Consider the following 19,818-nt stretch of genomic DNA (forward strand, 5'->3'; position numbering starts at 1 on the left):
TATATTGAAACTTACTATAACACAAGACGCATACACTCTGCCCTTGGCTATCAATCTCCTAGAGACTTTGAAAAAAATCCGCTTATTCTCTTAACTAAGTGTCTAGTTTTTCTTGACAACTCCATGGGGTCACTACAGAACTCATTTCGTCTTGCGTAATTTTTTATATAATAAAAAACCATCCCAAAGCATAGAGATGGTCAGTGTCAAATCTTCTTCAATTCTTTGTAGTTGATAATTACTACACCCTTGCTTTGCGTCATCAAATTGGCATTTTCGTCAGTTTCATCAATCTCAACAACAGCGGAATTTTTAAGTTGTTTTGAAATCGTTCCAGTTTGCGGTTTTCCATGAATCGCGAAGGTCACATGTGTATCAATCGTAAATTTTTCCCCAAATTCTGATGGTACGATGGTTGTATCAAATTTTCCAAAAGTTGCCATTTTCATAAAACCTGCCTTTCATATCAATTATACCACGTTTTATGAAAAAAATCATGAAATAAGTAAAAGTTTACAGTTTTGGCTTTACATTCAATCTAATTCCGTTTATAATTTCATATGGAAACGCCAGCTTAGCTCAGTTGGTAGAGCAACGCACTCGTAACGCGTAGGTCGTAGGTTCGATCCCTATAGCTGGCATACTAGAAAAGCAGTCATACCAAGGTTTTAATGCCTTTAGTATGACTGCTTTTTTGTTTAACCAAATGATTTTTGTTCAAGCACCTAGATAAAGCTTTTTTTTGGAGAGAGTACAATGAACGAAGTTATGGGGAGAAGACGAAAATTCGGCTATTTTCTAGAATAATCTGTACGTGGGCTTATTTCTTAATATTCGATCGAGATGTTTTTTTAAGCGAGTTTTTTGAAAAAAATTTTTTTTTAATTTCGTTATAGTATAGATATAGATAAATTGAACAAGAAAAGAGGCGAGAAAGGTGAAAAAACTCTTTCATTTACATAAGAAAAAAAAGAAACAACACCTAAAAACAAAAGAAAATATGTCAAGGATTGTGAATTCAGTCCCGCAAAGAACTAACGCTACGGAGAAGCAGCGACCCATGACTCTGCAAGCGCGTGTTGAGCTATTAAAAAAAGAAATAGCAACACTAGAAAGACGAATAATTAATCTAATGTTGCCCTCGAATCGCTCCATTACTGTTAATGGCAAAGTGTTGACATTGCCAGTTGATCAGAAAAAAATGGTGCAATTAGAACAGAAAAAGCAACAATTGATGGCTGAGTTAGCGGGAATGCAACAACGACAGCCACTGGCTATTGTCATCAAACAAGCGACGACCAAAAGCAATCAAGCTCAAACAACAAGGACGACGCAGTTACAAAAGAATATCAGCACTAATAAAGCTAGGTAAGTCTAAAAATAGCGAACGTTAATTTATTGCGAAAAAGTCATCTAGCCATTCAACTAGCGACTGTCGAGATTTTTTTACAGGAAGGGAAGCGTTTCAAAACTTCTCAAACAGTGATTTTTATAAGGCAATCTCATTAAAAAAAGGAATGAAGTTGAGTAAGCAGTGAAGTTTGCTTCTTAGAGTATTTTGTTCAAAAAACGTTTAGTTCGTCTTACTTTGTTGGTTCACATTTTTTTTATTTTGGTTCACATTTTTTTTATTTTTGAATAATTTGCTCCGAACCGCTTTTTGATTGTCGCAAAGTCTATACTAAATGTGCGAATGAATATTTTTGTAGAAAGGAGAATGTTTGATGCCAGTAGATGTAGAGAAACGACAAACAGGTCAATCCCCAAATAAACGAAGAGCAGCATTTAAACGAAAAAGAAAAGACAGTGAGAAGAATGAAGCGCATCAGTTGAAAGAAGAACTACGACGAATTGGAGCAAAAGAATCAGATGAACCAATTTATGAAAACTTACGTGGGCGACCAACCCCGCAAAAACCTAAACGAACGAAAGGGCCTCACGCTAGTCATTCTCAAGAAACGAAACGATTATCTGCTATTGATGTGAAGACAGAAGCGTTAAAACAAAAAATATTACTAGAACATGAACAGAAACAAAATAAAAAAGGCAAGAAGAAAGGTCTCGGATCTCTTTGCAAAGAGCTAAAACAGAAGATGGCCTCAAAGCCGAAAAGTAGACCGCAACAGAAGCAACAACAAGAACGTTAGTCAATCGTAACTAGCGAAATGAGTTGTCCGTTTCTGGGTTAATAAATTAGGAAATAGTAGCATTTTTTGAATCCAGAATTTAAAAGAGTGAGGGGTTGTGACAAAAGTCTGGTCACAACCCCTATTTCTGAATAAACGGTGTTCAAAAACCAACTCCTCGAAATAAGCCAAAATTTTTGCAAAAATGGAAAACGGTTTCGAAAATTTTTTCTTATTTTCATCGGAGCTGAACGGCTTTTTCACGACCTCTGATACACGGTGTTCCAGCAGTAGCTTATTTCTTGAAGCTGACCACTTCTGTCACAACCTCTTCGCTCTTTTATTTGGAAAATAAATAGTTGAATGAGAATTCTGAAAAGATGTTGTGAGCTGTTGCAACATCTTTTTTTATTTTAGAACTTTTTTGAAAAAGTTTCTTTTTTGTTTTTCGTTCTTTCGTATCATTTTAGTAGATAAATTGAGTGTAGTTACAAAAAGAAGTGGAGGAAGAGAGTATGAAAAATTGGTGGATTCGATTATTAGATAAAGCAGCTAGTAAGTATCCGTTTGTTTCGAGAGTGTATGTCCATAGTGAATTAAAGGCTAATCGTTCGGCATTTGATAAACATCGAAGGCCCTATGATACAACGGAGAATTTATACAAGCGTTTCAAAGATATACGAGAACTAGCATTAAAAAAAGAGCTTTCTAGCTCAATATTTAAACAAAATTGTCTTGCGTATTATGAGAGAAATTTTTATCTAAGTGATTATTATATCTATTTGATTAACATGAACCAACAAAAATTGACTCTTCCGAACATACCAAGAGATTTCAAGTTATGTTTAGAAGCAGAGACGTTACAACTGAGGAAAAAATTATTGTTTTTAGTGGATTATCCACATTTGAATTCACGTCTGAGTGAAGCTTTCACCAAGGATATGATTGGTCGAGCAACACCCGGTTTAGTGTTGCCAGATATGTATGTCATGAGTTTATTAAAAAATCGAGTCGAAGGAGCACGGTGGTATTCGTCAGTAAAAATGAAAGCCACCTCACTTCAAACACTAGCTACTATCAAAACTCGTGCGTTAGAACAGTCAAAATCAGCAATTCGTAGACGTACACCACTTACGAAGCCAAGAGAGCATTATTTGCGCTAGTTTTTGCTAGAGTAATCCAACAAAAAAATAAAAAAAAAGAAAAAAATGACGCAAAATGAAAAAGAAGAAAAAATACTACTAACATGAATATATTCATTAAATAAAAAAGAGGTGGAAATGATGTCTAGTGTTTGTTGTTTGATTACTGGCTTGTTCTGTTTGTTTCGCTTAGCTTGTAAAATCATCTTGTTAGTTTTTGTGAAAATTATTCCTGCACCATTTAAGTTTATACGCTTTATGTATAAATGTATGGAGCGGAAAAACCAAACAAGGGAACAGGAATATTCAAGCAGAAAACGTGAGTATTCAGTTAAAGCTAAACGATTCAAAGATAACGGCCACAAAAGTAGAATGTCGACCTTGGATCGTCATTCTAGAAGTAGTTCCTTAAGCTCAATCAGTAGTTTAGGAAGCTTACCAACACCAACCGTTTATTTGTCGACTAGAGAATCACGTTAACGAGTGGATCTATCTAAGTATTTTGTTTATAAGAATAAAAACGGTAGTTATCTTTAAAAAACGAGAAAAAAAAAGAGGTGTGTATCAGGTATAAATGATACATATCTTTTTTTAATAGGGGGAAGGTGCGATAAAGCAAAATTAAATAGTCAAATGTCTTTTATTAAAAATAAAAACAGTTAAATAGAAAAGGAGTAAAAAAGAATGTCAAATACAGATTTACTGTCACAAGTATTTAGTTTGATTACAAAGTTTACACAAGTTGGTGGAGGATTATGGCTGATCTGGGGAATCGTAATGATGGCTGGTGCATTGAAAGATAAAAACGGACCACAGTTACAAACAGCGATTTGGCAAGTTGTCGGTGGGATGCTGATTCTTGTAGCTGCGCTATGGTTTAGTTCATCATTCGATGTCGGTTCTTTAGTAGGAGGTCGCTAAACAATAAGGGAGTGTCTTAATTGGGCGGAGCAGTAATGAATATCTTCAAACAGATTATGTATTATCTGAATGGAGAAGATTTAAGAAATATTTTGAGTTTAGATCTACAACAATATTTGTACAATGCCTATGTATTTGTCATTGATTTGCAAAAAACAGTTGTTGGTCCAGTTGCTTATGCCTTATTAGCTATTTTTATCTTATTGGAATTTCAAAAAATTTCGATGAAAGTAGAAGGCGCAGGTGGGGCAGCGACTTTAGGATTTGAAATGATAATCAAGGCATTTATCAAATTTGTTTTATGCTATATCGTGATTCTAAAAATCCAAGTTATTTTGGATGGAATCATTGCTATTACCTCGTCACTCACAAGGAGTATTTTGAATGGTGCTGGTCAAAGCCATTTGAACGATTTATATGCACGTGTTGAAGCGGTGATTAAGTCATTAGCTTGGTGGGATCAATTAGTGATCTTACTGGTCTTTTGTATCATGTTTTTGGCTGCGTTAGTTGTCAGAGTGTTGATTCAAGTAACGATCTACATACGATTTTTAGAATTGTATATCTTTTGCGCAATGGCGCCGATTCCAATGGGTGCTTTGCCAAATCAAGAGTTTTCGTCTTTGGCGAAAAACTTTTTCAAAAACTTTGCAGCTACCGGATTACAATCATGTTTTATTGGCCTCGTATTAGTGATTTATCCATTTATCTTTGAGGAAATTTTGAATAACTACAGTAATGGTGTTTGGGGAATTATCCTCGGGATTACAATTTACATGATTGCTTTGTTATTCTCCATCAATAAAACAAAAGGCTGGGCGAAAACACTTGTTTCTGCCTAAGTTTAATTTACAAAAAGGAGCAAAACGATGGCAATTGAAGTAAAAGTTCCAAAGGATATCAAAGAATACAAAGAAAAAATCATCGCTGGCATGAGTATGAAACAACTTTTAAGTGTGAGCGTCGCGATTGTGTTAAACATCGTGTTAAGTGTTGTATTAATCAAGATTTTAGGGATGAGTATGGATATTGCAAGTTGGTTCATGATTATTCTTTCGATTCCAGTTGTTTCTTTTGGCTGGTTTAGAAAACATGGCCTTGCTTTTGAAGTATTCATGAAATATTTTTTGAAATATCACTTAAATCCTGGAAAAAAAGTTAAAAAAGAAAATACAAATAAAATGAATGAAGTTAGAGAGGCATGACACATTTAGTTGGTTGATGTTCTTTCAAAAAATCGGAAGAACATCAATTCTCTAAATAGTCACTTTTAGGAAGAGGAGAGGATAGCTATGCTCAAGATGTTCAAACAACGAGTACATAGTGAAAAAGCAACAGGAAAAAAAGTAAAGAAAGATATGACGAAAATTGAAAGTGTTCTACCGTACGAGAAAATGTATGAAGATGGCATCTGTTTTTTAGAAGAAGGAAAATATTCGGTGTCTGTTGAAATTGCCGATATCAATTATCAGCTTTCATCTGAGGAAAATCAGATTAACATCTTTTCTCGTTATTGTGATTTTTTAAATTCTTTAGATCAACGAACAAATGTGCAGCTGACATTAAATAAAGTAAAAAGACATACGGATGAACTGAAAAGCATTGTGCTATATCCTCACAAAGATGATTCGTTTAACCATTATCGTGATGAAATGAATCAAATTGTTTCTGAAAAAGTGGAAGAAGATAAAAATGGGTACAAGAAATCGATTATTTTTACCTTTACTCAAAGTCATGGCAGTTATGAAATTGCTAAAAAAGAACTTCACTTGTTATTGGATCGCTTTGAAAATTATTCTCAAAAAATTGGTTCTTCTATTCATTGCTTGACTGGGGAAGAAAGAAATCAGTTAACCGCTAAGATTTTTAATCAAACGTATCAATCATCTAATATTGAGGATCGAACACAGTTATTACCAAATTCAATCAATTTTAAAAAGAACAAAAAATGGATTGAATTGGATAAAGAACTGGGTCAAGTCATTTATTTGGAACAATACCCATCAGAATTATCGGATCAATTTTTGTTTGATTTATTGGAGATTCCACGGGAATTACTAATTTCTTTCCAAATCAAACCAATGGAACAATCGGATGCATTTGATTTAGTTCGTACGAAGCTAGCATTTATGGAACAACAAAAAGTTGATGAACAGAAAAAAGCATTGAAAAATGGCTACGATTTTGACATGTTACCGTATGAATTGACCTATTCATTAAAAGAAGCGGAAAGTTTACTCGATGATTTACAGAATAAAGGGCAGAAGCTTTTTTCACTTACAGGCTTGATTTATATCAATGCCCATGAACAACGGTTGCTTGAAGAAATCAAAGAAGAAGTGTTTTCAGTTGGACGTAGGTATGGTTTTAAGTTCTCTATTCTAGATTATATGCAAGAAATTAGTTTACAATCTGCTTTACCTTTTGGGAACAACCTTATGCCAGTAGATCGAACCTTATCAACAGCAAGTACAGCTATTTTTTTACCTTTTACAGTATCTGAATTGATTCAGGAGAATGGGAAATACTACGGGGTCAATGCCATTACAAAAAATATCATTTCAATTGATCGAAAACAATTAAAAGCACCGAACGGGTTTGTACTTGGAACACCAGGATCAGGTAAAAGTTTTTCTGTGAAACGAGAAATCGTCAATGTGTTACTACGAGACGAAAAAGATGAAGTCATTATTATTGATCCAGAGAGAGAATATACATTAATTGCGGAAAATTTTAAGGGCGAAGTGATTAAAATCTCCAGTGATTCAAAGACACATATCAATCCTTTAGATATCAATGAACATTATGGAGACGATGTTGACCCGATTGTAATGAAATCTGAGTTTTTGATTTCCTTATTTGATTTGATTATTGGGGGAACTATTGGCTTAACTTCTACACAAAAAACACTGATTGACCGAGTTTGTCGCCATTTATATGAAAAGTTCTATCAAGAAGGGATCAACCGACAACCGACGTTACTAGACTTTTATGATCTGCTGAAACAGCAACATGAAGAAGAAGCTAAGTTATTAGTGATGGATCTAGAAATTTATATTGAAGGAAGCTTGTCTGTTTTTTCAAATGAAACGAATGTCGATATCAATAAACGATTGGTTGTTTACGATATCAAAGATTTAGGAAAACAGCTTAAAACAATGGGAATGCTCATTGTGTTAGACCAAGTGTGGAACCGAATCACAGAAAATAGAAGCAAAGGTGTTCGGACATGGTTATACATTGATGAGATGCAATTGTTGTTCACCAATGATTATGCAGCGAATTACTTTTTTGAGTTATGGAGTCGTGCCAGAAAATGGGGAGCTATCCCTACTGGTATCACCCAAAACGTTGAAACCTTACTTTTGTCTGATTTAGCAAGACGAATGCTTTCCAATAGTGATTTTGTCATGATGCTCAATCAAGCAAAATCAGACCGAACGCAGTTGATTCGCTTATTTGATATCTCAGAAGAACAAGAGAAATTTATGATCAATACCAACGAAGGAGCAGGTCTTCTCGTTTATGGTGACACAACCTTGCCATTTTATGATAAGTTTCCAAAACATACTCATTTATACAAAATGATGTCAACAAAACCTGGTGAAGATCAGGAGGTAAATGAGGGATGAATCATTGAAATACGAAAGTAGAAACAGCGAGAGAATGAGAAGTTATCGAACCGGTCATGTTAGTCGTAGGAACTATACCTTAAATCGGTACTCCGATTATCAGACACAGCGAACGGCTGGAACCATACCTAAGAGATATGTGATCAGTCGAAACAAGTCGTCTCTTCCAAAAACATCGTTACCTAGTGCAAGAAGTCAAATAATAAATAGGCGACGCAGATTACAAGCGTTAAGAAGAGCTCAGGGAATTAAGAAATCGACCATGTATGATGGAAATCCGATTGGAAAAATGGGCGGAGTGGCTCCTGGGTTTGATCGGAAGAAGAAGCGGATGATGACAGAAGCACAAAAAGCTAAAGAAAGCTTGAATCCTGGTGGCGGACGCAAACGCTCGCTTTTCCGGACAGGTTCATCTACTTCAGCAAGTTCGTCCACTGCTCAAGCAGGTGGAGCGCAAGGTAAGCGTTCAATTCTAAAAACAGGACGAACGGTCAGTGCATCGAAGAAAATCAAATTCCGTAAGAAATTAGATAAAAAAATAAGTTCAAAGAAGTCAAAAAAATCGAAAGCAAAAGGTTTATTTTTGCAAAAATTATTGGATAAATTTGGCCGAGATAATGATGGTAATCTAAATATTTTTGGGATTATTTTAGCGATTATCATGATTATCCCGATTTTGGGAACATCCATCATTATTGTTGCTATCTGCAGTGTGGTGATTGCGGTAGTCTGCGCAGTCTTAGCATTATGGCTCTTTATCGTAGATTTGTTCACGATAAAGACAGAAGACATGGCAATTACGCAAGCCTATCAACACGTAACTTGGTTGGATGCAACGAAAAACAAGGAAATTTATGAACGTTACCAACAATTAAAAGAAGAAAAGGATAAGGTTTATTTTCTTGTTAATGGGGCGGCTTCTGATCCAGAACAGTTTCTGTATAGCTCAGATGGAGATAAATATTTGTATTATCTCAATGCAAAATATGAAGTGTATGACATTGATAAGAAAATCTCGAGTTCATCCAATATTTTCGGTGCTACAACGATTAAAGGCGAGATGGAAAAAATTCATGAATACACCTTTAATTACAAAGTGACGGAAGAAACAAGGGAAACGGAAAAAACGATTACGACGATTGACCCAGATACAGGAGACGAAACAGTTGAAAAAGTCAATGAAACACAAAACATTGCGACAATGAATGTGAATGTCAAAACACTTCAGCAGTTTGTAGATGAAAACCCCGATACATTAAGTGAAGATGCGCAAGATCGTTACTATCCAATCCAAGATTTAGATCGTTTTGAAAATAAAATTTTCCTTGATAGTCCATTAGGTGAAGGAAATACTGCTACTGTTACAGGAAATTTTGGGTATCGTGGCAGAGATACAAATACGATCAATACTGGAATTACCATCACTGTCGATGGTCGAGTACCTGTCTACGCAACTCTCGATGCTTCAATCGGTGGGGTAGGTCCTGATAGCTTATGGCTGTGGACTAATATCAATAAAGACGTTTGCTATTGGGAAATTGAAGATATTCAAGTGAAGACAGGAGAAAAAGTTAAAAGAGGACAACTACTCGGTTATGCAAATCAGAAATTTAGAATGGCTGTGAAGGAAGTTCGTCCAATTAATCGAAAATACTATAATTATCCTGCGATTTTCTTCGATGATCTTGCCTTTAATTATGAAAGTAATACGGGCTATCATGCAGGAAGTGGTGGATTGACAGGAGAATTATTGAATCCACCAGCAAATATTACGAAATGGCGTGAACTAGTTAAAAAAGCAGCTGAAAAATACGAGATCGTTGGCTATGAAAACTTGATTTTAGCCATTATTTGGGAAGAATCGGGTGGATTAGACGAACAAACACCAGATATTATGCAGGCGAGTGAATCGCAAGGAAAAGAGCCTAATACCATCGATACCCCAGAGGAATCAATCGATGTAGGAACAAGATATTTAGCAACATTATTAAAACAAGCCAAAAGTTTGAATTTAAGTGAGTATGCTGCAGTTCAAGCTTACAATTATGGCGGTGGTTTTTTAACATGGTTAGCAGCGAAAAATATTGACTATTCGTTTGATTGGGCAAAAGATTTTGCAGCTGAAAAAAGCAATCGACAAATTACAGAATACAAACACCCAATCGCAGAACAACGTGGCTACAACTGGCGTTATAAGTACGGCAACATGTTTTATGTTGATTTGATTACACAACATATCATGAAAGATGATGATGAATTGGTGAAAATCGCAAAAGATGAAATTGGGAATTCCGACGGTTCTAGATATTGGAAATGGTATGGTTTTAGCCGTGAAGTGGAATGGAGTTCTATCTTTATTTCATGGGTGGCTAACCAAGTAGGATATATTGATCAAGGAAGAGTACCAAAAGTAGGAAATACGATTGATATGGTTAACTGGTACAAAAACAATCAGCGCTATAAATCAACTGACGAGGACTATACACCACAAGCAGGAGATTTGATCTTCTTCGATTGGAAAGGCACGAAGACAGGGAAAGACCATGTCGGGATTGTCGAATATTCAGATGGTAATATCATTCAAACAATCGAAGGAAATTCCGGTGGAACGGTCAAACGTAACACTTACGATATCCATAATCAAGCGATTTCTGGTTATGGGTTAACCAACGCAACTAAAGAATAGTTAGAAAGGTGGGGAGTAAAATGTTAAAAAATATTTTGGAAACAAAAGAAGGCAAACGTATGGCTATCCTATCGGTTATCGGTCTCTTTTTTGTTGTAGTAATTATCATTTTTTCTCTCTTCGCAGGAGAAAAAACAGGAAATGAAGCGACAGCAGAAAGTCAAGACAATCAAAAAAATAGTCGTGTAACAACTTCTAGTGAGTATGCCGTAAGGAATGCAGTGGTCTATCAAGGAACCTGGTATTCTAATCGGTCGGATGACATGATCGTTGAATTGAAATCAGATGGTAGCTATACGGCATCTGATTGGTTAAGTAAAGGGACCTATTCTTTAACTGGCGATACGATGGTATTGAAAGATGACAAGCAAGGAAGCAAAAAATTTAAATTGCAGACAAAATCAGGTCAAACCGTGATGTATCTAAATGAAGATAATGAGGAAATTTATCTTTATCCAAACCAAGAATTATTGAAAGAATCAGAGAACCAACAAGAAGAGATTGATGAGGATTTAACCAATTTGGTGAATCAAAAATGGTCTGATGTTTTATATCAAAATAGTTGGGAATCAAAAACAGGAGAGACAACGTTTACGATTACCTTCTATCAAGATAAATATGTGCAGGTCAAAGAAGAACCGAATGGTCAAAAAGAATCACATACTTTCAATTATCGGATTGTTTCACAAGAAGTGGAAGAAGAAAAATCAACGTATCAGATTTCACGAACTTCGGAATCAGGTGAGGTAGATGAAGTGACATTCACAGTTTCTGAAGGGGATTCAACCTATGAATTAGCCGGAAACACAGGGACCTTCTTATGGGTACCATCTTATGAAAAATTGAAATCTGAAGTACAACTTACACAAGATGGAACGACAAAAGAAGATGCCCCATTAGAAACAACTGTGACGACAGATGAAAATGGAAAGACGGTCACAATTACTGAAGAAACAGCAAATTAAGGAGTGAAGCAAATGAATATTAGTCCAGAAAAGGATCCGGAAATTAGACAACTTGAAAATGGGATGGAAAAAATGCCTAAGCAATCAATGGGGATCTTACGAAAACTTTTTGCCTCATTAGTGGATCTTGGCAAGAAAATCAAAGGTTTTATTCTTAGAAGAACTGGAAAAGTGGACTTGACAAAAGCCACAACCAACAAAAGTTCTATCAAAAAAGGTAGTCCAGGTATTTCCAGAGATTCCATTTCATTAAAAAAAGAAAAATTTCAAAGTAAAGCTCATTCACAAAAACAATCGTTGAAAGCAGTTGTATCTAAGGCTGTTGAAAAGGCCAACAAAGCGAATCAAAATTTGGATAGAATTGTTTCACTTGACCGAACTCGAAGTTAGTCGAACCAAACTATGGAGGGATAACTATTAAAGACAGCAGTATTTTAAAAAATTTGAAACGGATCGAGATCATGATGCCTGTCGTAGTGATCGTTCTTCTAATCGTTTTATTCGGTTCATTCTTTTATAAGAAAAATACGCAACAAGCTAGTACGACGGACTCTACAAACTACAAAGAAGTCAATGTTTTAAAGAGCCAGGGGGCGGAAATCACATTAATTCAAAAAAAACTTACTCAACTAATGAACGAGCAAGGTTACTTAGCAGAAAACGTGAATGACGATGATTTAGAAACAGTAACGAAGACAGTAGACGGTATCAAAGAAAGACTAAATAAAAAAGAAGAAACCAAAAATATTTCGGAAAAAAATCTTGAAAAGATTCAAGAAGAGATTGAAGAGGCTGCGTTAAAAATTCGACAAATCAGGAATAAGAAGGATCTTCAAGAGATTATCAATAAATTATTTGTTGGAAATGAAACAGCAATCAAAGGAGAGAAAATTAATGCTTCTTTACCTGTAAAAGCGTCGATTGTATCAAGTAAAATTGAAAAAATCAACAATCAAGTGACGAACTTGAAAGTGGCTGATCAATGGAAAAAGAGTATTGATCAAATTTTAGAGAATGCTTCTTCTCAAATCAAATTAGCGACACAAATTCAATCGAATCTGAATAAATTTTATGATTCAGAAGGCAATATTGACAAAACAGCTGATTTTTCAACATTAGCAGAAGTGGAGCAATCACTTGAACAAGTCAAAAATACGGAACAGAAAAAAAGTTTTTCTGAAAAAATTGAAAAAATCAAAGTAGTACAAGCGGAAGTTGCCAAAGAAGAAGAAGCGAAAAAACAAGCAGAAGAAGCAAAAAAACAGCAAGAAGCGCAACAACAAGCAGCAGAAGAAGCGAAAAAACAACAAGAAGCACAACAACAAGCAGAAGAAGAAGCAAAAAAACAGCAAGAAGCGCAACAAGCAGCAGAAGAAGCTGCCAGACAACAGCAAGAAGCGCAGCAAAAAGCACAAGAAGAATATCAGCGCCAATTAGCTGAGCAACAAAAACTAGAAGAGTATCAACGACAACTTGAAGCGTATCAAAAACAATTAGAAGAATACCACAAGCAATTAGAAGAACAACAAAATATGAATTAAAGCCTTTTTTAGGGGAAATACCAAAAAGTAACTCAGGATAAAAATCAATAAAAGGGGCGAATATCATGGAGTTAACCACAAAAGAAAATAAGGTAGTCACTCCAGAAGATCTGACTCATTCCAAAACGCAAGCACCTAAAGGTATTTTAAAAAGTGGTGGATCTTCTAAAAGTGAAAAACATGTTACTTTTGGAGAAACGACCATTATGGGAGAAAAAAAATCGGAGCCATTAATGGGAGTGGGGGAATCAATCGTTCCTCCACCGCCAGCTCCACCTCAAAATGAGCGTTCTTTTGAGGATGAATTAAAAAAAACAGTACAGCAACGCCAAAAAGACCGAAGCTCGAAAGGTCTAGTAGATAAAATAGTTGAAGGCCCAACGCCAAGACCGTTTTCAGGAGCAAATGTAAGAAACGGAAGCTTTGAAGAGGAATTGAAAAATGCTGTACAGCAACGCCAAAAAGACCGAAGTGAGAAAGGTCTAGTAGATAAAATAGTTGAAGGTCCAACGCCAACACCGTTTTCAGGAGCAAATGTAAGAAACAGAAGCTTTGAAGAGGAATTGAAGCAGGTTGTTGGTAGAAGGCGGCAGCAACAAGAAAGAAAGTCTCTGAAAGACTTGCGTGCTGAAGCAGAAGCGAAAAGTCAGCAACAAAATCAGGCAGATCAGCGAAGATCTCAGCAAAAGAGAGAAGAAAAAGAAAAATAATCTACAATTTGGCTGATAGTCATAAAAAGTTGGTGATTGATTTTCTAATAGGGATGTGATTACCATCATTAATTTTTTAGAAAAACAAACAGAAAGACAGATTAATATCGTCTTACTAGTGAACAAAGATATCAATGATATCACGCTTATTGCCGATCGCCTTCATGTGATCGATAAAACGATTTTAGGAGATATTCATGATTTTAATGAAAAATACGCTCCTGCAGAATTACGCGAACTAGAAAATAAAAAGATTGTGCTTAATTTACCTGCGAATATGAACTTGAGTGATTTATTTTCACAAATCCTCAATGCTTCAACAACCGTTCAAGCTTTAAAAATGATTTTTGAGCGTGAACTAACAATCAAAGAACTGAGTAAAGAGATCTTTGTCAGTGAAACAAGTATTCGCAGAATGATCAGCCGAACCAATCTTTTTTTTAAAGAAAAAAACTTAAAGATCGAAATTGAAAGTATGCCATCTCTGTCTATTCAAGGAGATGAAAAACAAATTCGAGAATTTTTTTGTCAAATGTATCTAGAAATTTATGACCAGACGAGTTTACCGCAATATAAGCTAATTTATGATGCATTATTTCAATGCAATCGATTATTTTCCAATAGTGGTAACCAGAATGAGCAGCTATATCTTTATCTGAAGCTAGTGTTCTTTTTACTGATTGGTATTATTCGAATTGGAAATAAGCATTATAATTTAAAATCAAAAAATATTCGACCAATAGGAGATGATGTTGTCAATCAAATATATGATGTTATGTGTGGCAATCCGCAACTGTGTGATGTATTGAAACAGGAGTATGGATTTGAACTCGAAAAATTCAACATTCAGGATTTGCTAAATGTGAATGCCAGCTATATTAGTCACAAGATTGTCGAATACGAGGAATTAAATCAGGAAGAAAAGCAACTCTATCGGTTAACCGTTCAATTCTTCTACCAGTATTTTGAAAGAATTAACTTGTCCGAGCTATTAACACCACAGAAAAAAAGTGCGTTGTATCGGATTGTTTTGCTTTCTTCTAATCGGAATTCCTTTATGATCGACTACCATGAAATTTTTTATTATCAAATTGTGAAACGCTCACCATGGCTGATTGATCAATTTGAAAAAGAGTTTGTCAAAAATGGGTTATCTTCGCTCATTCCATTTGGTTCTTCACGCATGAAAGAAATTTTTATTGAAATGTATATGGATACCGAAGAACTGATTGATATTGTCGAACCATCACTTAAAGAAAAAAGTGTTGCAATTTTCTTCAATAGTAGTAAGGGAGTAGAAAAGCTTTATAAAAAATTGATTAAACAACGTTACCCATTTCTAACAAAGTTAGATATTTATACAGGAGACGATGTACTAATTGATTACACTTATTTGAATCAATATGATTTGGTATTAGCTGAAAATAGTTTAGATATGGAAAAATTGAGTGCTGATTTTTTGAAAATTTCTAGAATTCCAACGGACAATTTCTGGGAGCATTTTCACAGCAAATTATATTAACAAACAGATTTGATTAAGAATTAAAGGAGTGAAGATTATGCTTCGATCAATTGAAGAATTTTATGGTACCCAACATGGAAGTGCAACGATTCCTAGCCATGAAAAGTCTGTCTATGAAACAGCACAACAAGAATTTTCTGCTAGTAAATATAAAGAGAACTTAAAAACAGAAGCCGCGGTCATCTTTAAAATGACCATGGAAAATCTCAAAACGCAAGAAACCGTCTATCTTTTAGAAAAAGAAGCAGCAATTGGGATGATCGCGCTAGGTAACCAAGATGAACAAAAATACAACGATATTATTGAAAGATCCAATGAGGGGATTCTCCGGGTTCAAAGTGAAATTACCCGCTTAGAGGTTTTCCAGCAAAAAGATATCTATGAAGATTGGAATATGGACAAGTTTACGGAAAGCTATGGCCGAGAAAGCTATGCACAGTACAAGATCAAGTTATCTGAAGCTAGAAAACATCGAAATTACCAAGACAAAGAAAGAAAAGCGGAAGCGGAATTTAATAAAATCCGTGATAATTTGAGAAAACAGCGAAAACATGAAGTTAAGAAAGTACAAGAAGGGAATTCCTTGCTTGAAACGCTGTTAAGAGATTACCAAAGTGAAGTCCAAAGGCCGACTGGGAAACGGGCATCCTTGATTCGTGAAACAGCAGCGAAGATTGAAGTCGTGCTCTCAGAACAAGTAGAATCATATAAACGTTTAGAAGCATTTGGCCAAATTTCTGAACTCAAAAAAAGTGAACAAGAAAAAGATTTATCTACTTTTGAAGAAACCAGAAGCAAAATCAAAGCTTTATTGGCTCAAACCAAAGAATTAGGTTTTAACGTAGAGGTTCAACCAGGTGCTATGGATGTTCCAGGAAGAAAAGACCAAGCTGAAATAGTTGATCCGAAGCCTCAGACTCAGCGTTCAGAGATTAAGATTCCGATCCATGGAAAAACAAGATCTGATGAAGAAGGTACGCGTCATCGTTCGAGTGTGCACATCAAGTTGATGAAAGCGAAAGAAGCAGAAGCCAAATCAGCTCAACTATTAGTAGAAGCAAAATTACAGCGAACAGAGTTGAAGTTAGCAGTTTTAATTAGTAGTCGCCAGATGAATGAACTTCAGTTACTAGAAGCACAAGGAACAAATCGAGAGCCTATTTTGCGTCAAGAAGCGAAACGCTTGAGTAAAGAAATCAAAGAGTTGCAAAAAGAGAAGGTTGACTTGACTCATGACTTGGATCAATTGAAAGGTCAAAAACTAGAATTTCCTGTAGAGCACTTGTCTGAACAAGAAGCTGAAAATGAATTGCAACAAGCAGATAAAAATACGCAAGCCAATACGATTGCGACGAAAGAAGTTTCTACAGAAAATGATGGGCTTTTCCATGAAAGTCAAGTGTCTCAAGGCTTAGCCAAACAAGCTGTTTGGGTACGGATTGGTCAATTAACCGATGAGTTAACTACCAGTGCAGCGGAGTTTACTTACGATCAGGAGATGCTCGGCGCAGCGAAAATTGGTATTCTTGCAAAGCGTGCAGAATTAATTACGCAAAAAATCCGAGACATCGAAGCGAATGATACGATTCCACCAGCAGAAAAAGCTGAGATCATCAAAGTTTTACGTGAGCTTCAAAATGAAAATGGTCTAGAACAAAAAGCTATTTCACAAGAAAATAAAGGAAAAGCAGAATGGGCGACGGTGATTGATCCTAGAGAAGAGGAGCCAATTGACGTACTCGTAGAAAAGGCGAAGAAACTAGCGGATCAACTGGATAACTTGAAAAAAGAACACCAAGTTGTAAAATCAGAAATCACTGTACATCGTCAAGAAGACCAAGACTTTGATCGTACACAAGGTCCACATTTTGCTGGTACATTAGAGTTTTTAGTACAGGATGTTCAACGAAAAGAACGACAAAAAGAGCAAGAGAAAAACAAAATTTTTGAGCATCGAGGTGTAGGGACGGACCAAGAGGGACGAGGCAAAGACGGTCGAAATAAAGGACCCGTACCACCAGTACCGCCAAAACCACCAAAAGAGCAAGAAAACAAAGGAAATGACCAAGGCCAAAATATTGGTGGTGACCAAGAGGGACGAGGCAAAGACGGTCGAAATAAAGGACCAGTGCCACCAGTACCGCCAAAAACAACACGTGTCGAAGGTGGAACACAAACTGATTTGGAAGAAACAAATGTCAAAAAGAACAAAAATAAACGAAAAGGTCAAAAAAATCGTCAGGATCAAGAGCCAGATCCAGTAAAAGATTCTCGAACAGAAGGGGAAACACAAACCGATCTTGAAGAAAACAACAAAGAAAACAATCAACGTCGGAACAAACGCCCAGCTCCACCGATTCCCCCAAAAAATAAACAGTTAGAGGATGAACGACCAAAGGAAAAGACAACAAAAGACAATGGCAATAATCCAAGAAAAGGAAAAAATAGAAATGTTGGTGTGAATACCGAGCCAGCTGCAATTGCACGAGATGAAGAAAATCAATCCAATGATAAGAAGAAAAAACGCGGCTTAGGCCGTTACTTCTGGCACAAAAACCGCAACAAACGTGCTTCACGCGGGATTCGCTGGTTACGTTATTTGTTGAATCTGTGGCCTATCGCCGCTTGGCCATTATGTATGACTTGGATGACCGTTGCTTTACCGTTCCAATTGATACCTGTAGTGATGCCAGCGGTTATTGCAACCTTTACAGCTATTTGTCTAAGTTATTACTTACCAAAAATTATTCGCTTTGTTCGTAAACGTCTTTTGGTAAGAAGAGCGAAAAAATTAGGTTTGGATGCGCGTTCTTATGTCAAACAAAAAGAAATGGAGCGAAACCAACACAACCAAAACAAAGTGCGGAAATTCTTCCGACGAAATTGGAAGACGATTGCCATTATTCTAGGTGTGACAGCCTTACTTGGTGGGGTCGGTTTGTTCCTAGTACCGGCAGTATTGGGACCAATCCTAACGGCATCGACGATTTCAGGATTAATGGCTCTAGGTGGGGTGGCATTAACAGGAGCTGCAATTAGTATTACAGTTCAACTATTTGAAAAATTTGGAATTGTTCGGCTTGAGAAATTTTTTGACAAGAAATATCAACAACAAAAAACCAATAATCGAGAAGAACAGCAAAAAACGAATGGCAATATAAGTTATGATCATAGCCGTCATGACCCAAATCTGAAAAAAGCTTTTGCTGAACTAGGAAATATGTCCATCAATTTAGAAAAGCCAGAAACAGTGAGAGGAAAGAAAGCGAAGCTGAGTGAAATCACCAATAAAGGGATTGACAAAGCCAATACGCAAAATATTAAAAGCCTGGACCAACAAAAAGAGCATAAGAAAAAAGAAAAAGCAGGAAAAGAAAATAAAGTAGTCGGTCTTTAAGAAAGGAGAAAGAAAATGAAACGTAAAAAGTTACTAGGGATTCTTGCAACGCTGACAATATGCGGTGCAGTAGTTGTATCTTATCCAGAAAATAGTTTTGCTATTTATTTAGGAGATTATAATGGTGAAAATTTAGGTCAGAAACTGATTGATGAAGGTAAAACAGCCTATGTCGATGGTATTTTTCAGGAGGAAGTGAAAAAACAAAATCATGAAATGACATCTAATAAGTTAGGAACTGAATATACTTTCACATTTGATGTACCAACTTGGACGTCAGTAAGTGCTGCACGAGGTGAATGGATAGAACGTTTAGCAGGAAATGGTCAAACTGTTACCGGACCTGGTACAGGGGTTCCAGGATACGATAAGATTTATTATGGAGACGGACCAAATTATAGTGGGAAATTTGAAATTACTGGCTTAGCTGTTACAACTACAGATAGTACTATAGCTGATCTAGAAGTGAGCTCTGCAGTGAATAAACCAGATCACAAAGTATCTGTAACCACAAAAGTTAAATTGAAAAAAGATATAGATATCAAAGAGATTCCACTAAGCTATACTGCTACGGGAATTACAATGGGAACGCAAGTAGTTGATTCACAAAATAGTAGTCAATATAATATCCCATTAGAAGTTAAGGATATCGATCTAGCAAACAGTAAAACAAAAGCAACATTGGATCTAGGAACCGTAAATGTAGCTGTAAAAGCGGATACTATTACTTCTTCAAGCACAACGCCAAGTACGTCAACTAGTTCAAGTTCAAGCACAACACCAAGTACGTCAACTAGCTCAAGTTCAAGTACAACGCCAAGTACGTCAACTAGTTCAAGCTCAAGTACAACGCCAAGTACATCAACTAGCTCGAGTTCAAATACGTCAGCAAGTTCTAGTGGAATGAGCACGGATCCATCCACGTCAACAAGTTCAAGTGTTACTACTGCACAAGCAAAGACACCCGTACTTTATACGGCATCGGGTTCATCTAGCTCAAGTTCAAGTAGCACTATGCCAACAAGTAGTACGAGTGCAAAAATTAGTAGTACAGCAAGTGCAAGTACGCTTCCAAAAACAGGAGAAAAGCAATCGATTTGGATTACCTTAATGGGGATTGTTTTACTTGGAGCAAGCATGTTCTACCTCAAAAAAAATAAAGTAAAAAATAAATAG

At 36.0% G+C, this 19,818-nt stretch carries 17 protein-coding genes and 1 tRNA gene; 17 read left to right on the top strand and 1 reads right to left on the bottom strand.

Annotation, left to right across the window (positions count from 1 at the left end):
* Positions 1-206: 206 nt before the first annotated feature.
* Positions 207-449: a hypothetical protein gene (locus tag DVW83_RS11015; protein WP_104661163.1), complete on the bottom strand. Its 243-nt coding sequence runs from the start codon at positions 447-449 to the stop codon at positions 207-209.
* Positions 450-568: 119 nt separating this feature from the next.
* Here DVW83_RS11015 and DVW83_RS11020 point away from each other — a divergent pair.
* The 17 genes from DVW83_RS11020 (at position 569) to DVW83_RS11105 (ending at position 19,818) form a co-directional block, all read left to right on the top strand.
* A tRNA-Thr gene (locus DVW83_RS11020) sits at positions 569-641 on the top strand.
* 419 nt (positions 642-1,060) lie between these two features.
* Positions 1,061-1,372 (top strand): hypothetical protein, encoded by a 312-nt coding sequence (locus tag DVW83_RS11025; protein ID WP_137239370.1) that lies wholly within the window; start codon positions 1,061-1,063, stop codon positions 1,370-1,372.
* Positions 1,373-1,724: 352 nt separating this feature from the next.
* Entirely contained in the window at positions 1,725-2,147 is a 423-nt protein-coding gene (locus DVW83_RS11030) for a hypothetical protein (RefSeq protein ID WP_104661161.1), read from the top strand.
* A gap of 494 nt (positions 2,148-2,641) precedes the next feature.
* Entirely contained in the window at positions 2,642-3,289 is a 648-nt protein-coding gene (locus DVW83_RS11040; protein WP_104661159.1) for a hypothetical protein, read from the top strand.
* A 117-nt stretch (positions 3,290-3,406) separates the two neighbouring features.
* A complete protein-coding gene (locus tag DVW83_RS11045) occupies positions 3,407-3,748 on the top strand; it encodes a hypothetical protein (protein WP_137239372.1) in 342 nt (113 codons plus the stop codon).
* A 204-nt stretch (positions 3,749-3,952) separates the two neighbouring features.
* Positions 3,953-4,189 (top strand): hypothetical protein, encoded by a 237-nt coding sequence (locus DVW83_RS11050; RefSeq protein ID WP_077151619.1) that lies wholly within the window; start codon positions 3,953-3,955, stop codon positions 4,187-4,189.
* A gap of 35 nt (positions 4,190-4,224) precedes the next feature.
* Positions 4,225-5,031: a hypothetical protein gene (locus tag DVW83_RS11055; protein ID WP_077151635.1), complete on the top strand. Its 807-nt coding sequence runs from the start codon at positions 4,225-4,227 to the stop codon at positions 5,029-5,031.
* 27 nt (positions 5,032-5,058) lie between these two features.
* Positions 5,059-5,394 carry a PrgI family protein gene (locus DVW83_RS11060; RefSeq protein WP_104661157.1) on the top strand — a complete coding sequence of 112 codons (336 nt, stop codon included), beginning with the start codon at positions 5,059-5,061 and terminating at the stop codon, positions 5,392-5,394.
* A gap of 87 nt (positions 5,395-5,481) precedes the next feature.
* Entirely contained in the window at positions 5,482-7,821 is a 2,340-nt protein-coding gene (locus tag DVW83_RS11065) for a VirB4-like conjugal transfer ATPase, CD1110 family (RefSeq protein ID WP_137239374.1), read from the top strand.
* A complete protein-coding gene (locus DVW83_RS11070; RefSeq protein WP_104661155.1) occupies positions 7,811-10,507 on the top strand; it encodes a lysozyme family protein in 2,697 nt (898 codons plus the stop codon). Before DVW83_RS11065 ends, DVW83_RS11070 begins: the two co-directional genes overlap by 11 nt.
* Positions 10,508-10,527: 20 nt before the next feature.
* Positions 10,528-11,472 carry a hypothetical protein gene (locus tag DVW83_RS11075; protein ID WP_104661154.1) on the top strand — a complete coding sequence of 315 codons (945 nt, stop codon included), beginning with the start codon at positions 10,528-10,530 and terminating at the stop codon, positions 11,470-11,472.
* 12 nt (positions 11,473-11,484) lie between these two features.
* Positions 11,485-11,862, top strand: a complete 378-nt coding sequence (locus tag DVW83_RS11080) for a hypothetical protein (protein WP_104661153.1) — start codon at positions 11,485-11,487, stop codon at positions 11,860-11,862.
* A gap of 53 nt (positions 11,863-11,915) precedes the next feature.
* Entirely contained in the window at positions 11,916-13,013 is a 1,098-nt protein-coding gene (locus DVW83_RS15075) for a hypothetical protein (RefSeq protein ID WP_161569455.1), read from the top strand.
* A gap of 65 nt (positions 13,014-13,078) precedes the next feature.
* On the top strand, positions 13,079-13,723 hold the full coding sequence (locus DVW83_RS11090; RefSeq protein ID WP_137239376.1) for a hypothetical protein: 645 nt from the start codon (positions 13,079-13,081) through the stop codon (positions 13,721-13,723).
* A gap of 55 nt (positions 13,724-13,778) precedes the next feature.
* Positions 13,779-15,245, top strand: a complete 1,467-nt coding sequence (locus DVW83_RS11095) for a helix-turn-helix domain-containing protein (protein WP_104660376.1) — start codon at positions 13,779-13,781, stop codon at positions 15,243-15,245.
* A gap of 37 nt (positions 15,246-15,282) precedes the next feature.
* The gene (locus DVW83_RS11100; RefSeq protein ID WP_137239378.1) at positions 15,283-18,642 is read left to right on the top strand and encodes a hypothetical protein; all 3,360 of its coding nucleotides are present in this window, start codon (positions 15,283-15,285) and stop codon (positions 18,640-18,642) included.
* Between the two features lie 15 nt (positions 18,643-18,657).
* The gene (locus DVW83_RS11105; protein ID WP_137239380.1) at positions 18,658-19,818 is read left to right on the top strand and encodes an LPXTG cell wall anchor domain-containing protein; all 1,161 of its coding nucleotides are present in this window, start codon (positions 18,658-18,660) and stop codon (positions 19,816-19,818) included.

It is taken from the genome of Enterococcus sp. VV15, from assembly GCF_005236045.1.
GTDB classification, from domain to species: domain Bacteria; phylum Bacillota; class Bacilli; order Lactobacillales; family Enterococcaceae; genus Enterococcus_B; species Enterococcus_B durans.

Excerpts from the sequence above, each read along its gene's own strand:
- DVW83_RS11105 (WP_137239380.1), top strand. The coding sequence starts at position 18,658 with ATGAAACGTAAAAAGTTACTAGGGATTCTTGCAACGCTGACAATATGC.
- DVW83_RS11025 (WP_137239370.1), top strand. The coding sequence starts at position 1,061 with ATGACTCTGCAAGCGCGTGTTGAGCTATTAAAAAAAGAAATAGCAACA.
- DVW83_RS11075 (WP_104661154.1), top strand. The coding sequence starts at position 10,528 with ATGTTAAAAAATATTTTGGAAACAAAAGAAGGCAAACGTATGGCTATC.
- DVW83_RS11060 (WP_104661157.1), top strand. The coding sequence starts at position 5,059 with ATGGCAATTGAAGTAAAAGTTCCAAAGGATATCAAAGAATACAAAGAA.
- DVW83_RS11080 (WP_104661153.1), top strand. The coding sequence starts at position 11,485 with ATGAATATTAGTCCAGAAAAGGATCCGGAAATTAGACAACTTGAAAAT.
- DVW83_RS11050 (WP_077151619.1), top strand. The coding sequence starts at position 3,953 with ATGTCAAATACAGATTTACTGTCACAAGTATTTAGTTTGATTACAAAG.
- DVW83_RS11055 (WP_077151635.1), top strand. The coding sequence starts at position 4,225 with ATGAATATCTTCAAACAGATTATGTATTATCTGAATGGAGAAGATTTA.
- DVW83_RS11065 (WP_137239374.1), top strand. The coding sequence starts at position 5,482 with ATGCTCAAGATGTTCAAACAACGAGTACATAGTGAAAAAGCAACAGGA.
- DVW83_RS11100 (WP_137239378.1), top strand. The coding sequence starts at position 15,283 with ATGCTTCGATCAATTGAAGAATTTTATGGTACCCAACATGGAAGTGCA.
- DVW83_RS11030 (WP_104661161.1), top strand. The coding sequence starts at position 1,725 with ATGCCAGTAGATGTAGAGAAACGACAAACAGGTCAATCCCCAAATAAA.
- DVW83_RS11015 (WP_104661163.1), bottom strand. The coding sequence starts at position 449 with ATGAAAATGGCAACTTTTGGAAAATTTGATACAACCATCGTACCATCA.
- DVW83_RS11040 (WP_104661159.1), top strand. The coding sequence starts at position 2,642 with ATGAAAAATTGGTGGATTCGATTATTAGATAAAGCAGCTAGTAAGTAT.
- DVW83_RS11045 (WP_137239372.1), top strand. The coding sequence starts at position 3,407 with ATGATGTCTAGTGTTTGTTGTTTGATTACTGGCTTGTTCTGTTTGTTT.
- DVW83_RS11090 (WP_137239376.1), top strand. The coding sequence starts at position 13,079 with ATGGAGTTAACCACAAAAGAAAATAAGGTAGTCACTCCAGAAGATCTG.
- DVW83_RS11070 (WP_104661155.1), top strand. The coding sequence starts at position 7,811 with ATGAGGGATGAATCATTGAAATACGAAAGTAGAAACAGCGAGAGAATG.